Origin of the sequence: Kitasatospora sp. NPDC048296 (genome assembly GCF_043201815.1) — a bacterium.
GTDB lineage: Bacteria > Actinomycetota > Actinomycetes > Streptomycetales > Streptomycetaceae > Kitasatospora.
This window is the reverse complement of the sequence record NZ_JBICZB010000173.1, coordinates 1-2,816: the sequence shown is the minus strand read 5'-3', so window position 1 is coordinate 2,816 and position 2,816 is coordinate 1. Positions and strand designations below refer to the sequence as shown.

2 protein-coding genes and 1 pseudogene are annotated in these 2,816 nt (G+C 68.8%); 1 reads left to right on the top strand and 2 read right to left on the bottom strand.

Features of this window, described 5'->3' with window-relative positions; genetic code table 11:
* The first annotated feature begins 517 nt into the window (after positions 1 to 517).
* Entirely contained in the window at positions 518 to 1,063 is a 546-nt protein-coding gene (locus ACGF12_RS38220) for a hypothetical protein (RefSeq protein ID WP_393041160.1), read from the top strand.
* Here ACGF12_RS38220 and ACGF12_RS38215 read toward each other — a convergent pair.
* On the bottom strand, positions 1,026 to 1,811 hold the full coding sequence (locus ACGF12_RS38215) for an IS5 family transposase (protein ID WP_393041158.1): 786 nt from the start codon (positions 1,809 to 1,811) through the stop codon (positions 1,026 to 1,028). The genes ACGF12_RS38220 and ACGF12_RS38215 overlap by 38 nt on opposite strands.
* A gap of 334 nt (positions 1,812 to 2,145) precedes the next feature.
* Positions 2,146 to 2,816, bottom strand: a pseudogene (locus tag ACGF12_RS38210) (transposase); the annotation flags it as partial.

The window sequence follows — 2,816 nt, the reverse complement described above, 5'->3', positions numbered from 1 at the left end:
GGGTAGGCCGGACGCGTCCTTGGCACGATGAACTCCTCCTTGCGGGACCCAGTGTCCCAAAGCGGAAGGTTGTCCATCAAACCGGGGCAACTTCATGGGGATGCAGGGCAGGGGACTTGGTGTGAAGGTCGCTGTTACGAGTTTCGCTACTGGTTCAAGTGCCTCGCTCCGCTCGGCGGGGCGATGGGCGGAGCCCAGGGGGAAGGCACATCTACGGCGGATCGGAGATCCGGCGTTGATTCCCGGCCTCCTGAACTACTGAAACAGCAGCCTCACACAAGGTTCGGGGTGACCGCGCAGAGCGCGGGCGGCGCCGGCCTTCCTCCGGCGCGCGCCCCGCCTCCTGTCTGCGCCCCGGCTGGGGCTTCGCCGTCGTCGGCCGCGCCCAAAGGGGCGGAAAGCTAAGTGGCTGTTGTCTTTCCGGGCTTGAGGACTGCGTTCTCGCTGGTCAGGCATAGGGTCGGCGGTCTCGTGAGAGTGGTGACGTGTCGTGTCGTTGCTCTGGTGGAGGTCGCAGATGCCGTCGATCGTGGGGTTGCTGGAACAGCGAGAGCTCGCTGCTCGCCGTCGTGTGGACGAGTTGCGGGAGGAGGCCGACCGTATCCAGGCCGAGCTGGCCGTGGCCGAGCGAGACTGGAACGAGTGGGTCATCGCCCGCTCGCGGGTCGGCGAGGTGCTGGCCCCGACCGACGGCGGTGCGGCCGGCCCTGGCTCCTCGGAGGACCTGCGGGATCCGGGTGAACCGGGGATGCGGCCCGAGGCCCCGGACGCGGCGAAGCCGAAATCGGTGGTGCCGATGTGGCGCGTCGGGCTGGCCTGGTCGGCACTTTCGGTGGACTACCAGCGGATCGTGCAGGTCCTGGCAGACCGCGACCGGCTCGGTCAAGGTCCCTTGACGTGCCAGGAGTTGGCTATCGGCTTCGGTCTGGAAGCGGTACCCGGGAAGGTGGAGGCGTTGCGGTCGAAGGCGAAGCGGTTGGTGGCCCGGGGGTGGCTGGTCGAGTCGGCGCCGGGTCGGTTCACGCTCACGAAGGGCGTGGCCGGGCAAAGCGGCGGGTCATGAGCAGGGTCATGGACCAGTAGACCATCGCCTCGGAACTGCTGGTGGATCGCTCGAAGTCGCGCACGAGGCGGCGACTTTGCATCAGGTGCGCGAAGAACCGTTCGACGATCCAGCGCTTGGGCAGCACGACGAAGCCGCGCATGTCGTCGCTGCGTTTGACGATGGCGAGGACCAGGGCGAGGGCTGTGAGGCAGTACTCGACGAGGCTGCCGGTGTAGCCGCCGTCGGCCCAGACCAGGACCAGCAGGTGGTGCGCGGCGGCCACTTGGGCGAGCAGGACCTGGGCGGCGGCGCGGTCACCGGTGTCCGCGGCGGTGACCATCACCGCGAGCAGCAGGCCGAGGGTGTCGACCACGACGTGCCGCTTGCGGCCGTTGATCAGCTTGCCGCCGTCGAAGCCGCGACTGTCGGAGCCGACGACGGCGTCCGCCTTGACCGACTGGGAGTCGATCACGCCCGCGCTCGGCTCCGGATCCCGCCCGGCCTTCTCGCGGACCTTGCCGCGCAGCCGGTCGTGGAACTCCCGGACCAGACCCAGGTCGCGCCAGCGGCGGAAGAACGCGTAGACCCGCTCCCACGGCGGGAAGTCGGCCGGCATCGCCCGCCACTTCGTGCCGTTGTCGACCAGGTAGTGGATCGCGTCCAGCATCGTCCGGTGGCAGTACGCCTCCGGCTGCCCGCCCCGCCCTTGCAGCCAGCCCGGCACCGGCAGCAGCGGCCTCACCACCGCCCACTCGGCATCCGACATGTCCGTCGGATAGCGCCGCTCGCGCACCCCGTTGTCGCCGGCGTTTCCGAACCGGTGAGCCAGGCAGTCACACGCGCGAGTGACCGAACTGGACTCCGCTGCCGCAACTGCGAAAGACTGCAACAACAGGGCCTCCTGGAAAGCTTGTTGGCGTAGACACCCTTCGAGCTACCAAGAGGCCCTGCTTTCATGCACGGCTATCGCCACAGTCACCCGATCGAGACTCCCGTTCGATCAACACTCCTCAAGATCGGAACGACAACAGCCACTAAGCTTGTCGTTTTACCTCCAGTGATCATCTTCTGTCGCGTTCGGACTCTCGCCTGCCTGTTCGCTACTGGTTGGTGACCAGGGCGAGTCCGACGTCGTAGGCGGGGGCTCGGTGGCGGTTGGGCCGACCAGGTGGGCGCCCGGGTCCGGGTCGGGAGGGTCTCGCAACAGCGGCTGGGCATGGCAGGGTCGTGCGGATGTTGCGGAACCCGCGCCGGACCCGGGCGGGGGTGAGGCGCTCAGCGGACTGGGGTCGCTCCCACGGTCGGCGAAGGTCGGCGGACAGTGCTCTGGCGAGGCGGAGCTGGGTGTGGGCGGCCAGGACCAGGTGGGTCCAGCGGTCGGCCGCAGCGGGTTCGCGTAGGCGGGGACGGGTCCAGCCCAGGGTCTGCTTGAGGAAGCGGAAGGTGTGCTCCAGGTCGAAGCGCCGCAGGAACGCGTGCCAGGCGGTGTCGGTGTCCGTGGCGGAGGGTGTGGGATCGGAGAACCACAGCCAGACCGGCTTCGGGGTGCCGCCGGAGGGCAGGTGGTCGACGTCGAGGCGGATCAAAGTCCCTTCGATGATGGGGAGTTGGCCCTGATGGTCGCTCCAGGCGCAGCGTCGCCACACGCGGGGGTGCAGACGGTGCCAGACGCGGACGCGGGCGGTGCCGTAGCGGCGGGTGGTGTGCTCGGTGTCGCTGTCGGGATCGCGCCAGGTCGTAGGATCGGCCAGCGCGAACCGGGCTCCGTGAC